Genomic DNA, 1756 nt, shown 5'->3' on the forward strand with positions numbered 1-1756 from the left:
GCCTAGCCCGGATCATTCACGACTGCGGTGATGAGCTTTCTGCGTCTGGCAAAGCCTCGCGGCATGGTTGTGCGAACGCGCGAGATCGGCGCCGGTCCTGTTGGCCGGAGTTCAGGGGCAGATCGCGGGTCTGGCGAGTTGCGACGCGGGGTTTCGACCGGGGCAGCTGCCCCACAGCTCAACAGGTGAGGCGCGGCAGGCGGTCGAGAACGAGGCGCAGGATCGCGCGGTCGGGGTAGGCGCTGGGCAGATGCAGCGTGACGCGGGTCTTCAACGCGACGACCCGCATGGCGAGCTTCACGAGGCGCAGCCGGAGGGTATCGAACTGCGCGACGCGCCAGCTGGAACGCTTCGGCATGAGGCTGCGCAGCGACCACAGGATCCAGTAAGCGCCCGTGTGCAGCATCAGGCGGAACGCGTTGGCGGTCGCCTTCATGCACGACGTGCGGTCGGCCGCGAGGTGGCGCTTCCACGCCTTGATGTGGTTCTCCGCCTGACCACGCCCGCAGTAGACCTCCTCGTAGATCCTGCGAGGGTCGCCATCGGCGAGGCTCGTGACGATGAAGCGGGTGTCCGTGCCCTGCGGTCCGGCCTCGACGCGGGCGATGACGCGCTCGACGCGGGACCAGCTCCGCGCGCCGCCGAAGAACGCCTTGTAGCGGCGCAGCTTGCTCCGGTCGGGGCGGGCGGCCTGGCGGGCTGCCGTGCTCGCCTCTAGCGCCGTGACGTGCCGGCGCAGCGTCGGGGTGGCGGCGACGCCGAGGGCGAAGTCGATCCGAGCGGCGCGGCAGAAGTCGAGCACCTCGGGCGCGCAGAAGTGACTGTCGGCGCGGATGAGGATCTGGACGCGTGGCCAGTGGCCCCGGATCTCGCGCACCAGCCGGCGCAGGAAGCTGCGGGCCTCGGCGCCTGTGGGGCGACGCGCGGGCCGCAGCATGGCGGCCACGGGCCGGCCCTCGCCGTCGAACACTACGAGGGGCTGGAAGCCGTATTCGTCGTAGTAGGCGTTGAAGAGGCGCAACTGCTGCCCGCCATGCACCGGATCGAAGGTGTCGTCGAGGTCGAGCACGATCCGGCGCGGCACCTGGCGGAAGCTCGCGCAGTAGAGCCCGACCAGGGCGCGTCCCATGCGCAGGAGGGCGCGGAGGTCGGGCAGGTTCTCGAGCCGCGAGATGGTCGGCTGCGAGCAGAGCGCCGCCGCGTCGGGCAGGCGGTCGAGTGCGAGCTTGAAGGCGGGATCGTGCCGCAGGGCGGTGGCGTCGTTGCCGTCCTCGTAGCCGGCCGCGATCATCAGCAGGCGGAAGCGGATGATGTCGGCGAGGCTGTGCCGGACCTGCTCTGGCGCTCGCGGGTCATCGAGGCAGGCGGCCAGGCGATCGGCGACGCCGAGGCGGCGCTCGATCTCTTTCAGCGCCAGCACGCCGCCATCGGAGGAGAGCCGTCCGCCATCGAAGCGGGCGACCAGGGGTTTGCCGCAGACCGCGGACAGGCCGGGCAGCGGCGGGGTATCGTCAACCTTGGCGGGCATGGTCTCCGCGAGCGGCTGGTTTTGAGTGTCGCAGCCGAAATCTATGGCCGATCAGCGGCTTGCACCATGCCCGTCACCCCGCATGAATAATCCGGGCTAGAACATCGTCGAGTGGCAGAAGTGTCCGCCGCCGGAACTCAACCACAATCGCTTCTTCGGCCGGTGTCAGCACCGTGCTCCTCGGCGACTTCGGTCCCATCGGTGCATCCGTCGTCACCGTACGCTTGG

1 protein-coding gene and 1 pseudogene are annotated in these 1756 nt (G+C 69.8%); both read right to left on the reverse strand.

Annotated features, from left to right (window positions below):
* Window positions 1–178: 178 nt before the first annotated feature.
* Entirely contained in the window at window positions 179–1528 is a 1350-nt protein-coding gene (locus VP06_RS10885) for an IS1380 family transposase (protein ID WP_048463789.1), read from the reverse strand.
* 97 nt (window positions 1529–1625) lie between these two features.
* A pseudogene (locus tag VP06_RS36225) lies at window positions 1626–1756 on the reverse strand (IS481 family transposase); the annotation flags it as partial.

The organism is Methylobacterium aquaticum (genome assembly GCF_001043915.1).
Classification (GTDB): Bacteria; Pseudomonadota; Alphaproteobacteria; order Rhizobiales; family Beijerinckiaceae; genus Methylobacterium; species Methylobacterium aquaticum.

Excerpts from the sequence above, each read along its gene's own strand:
- VP06_RS10885 (WP_048463789.1), bottom strand. The coding sequence starts at position 1,528 with ATGCCCGCCAAGGTTGACGATACCCCGCCGCTGCCCGGCCTGTCCGCG.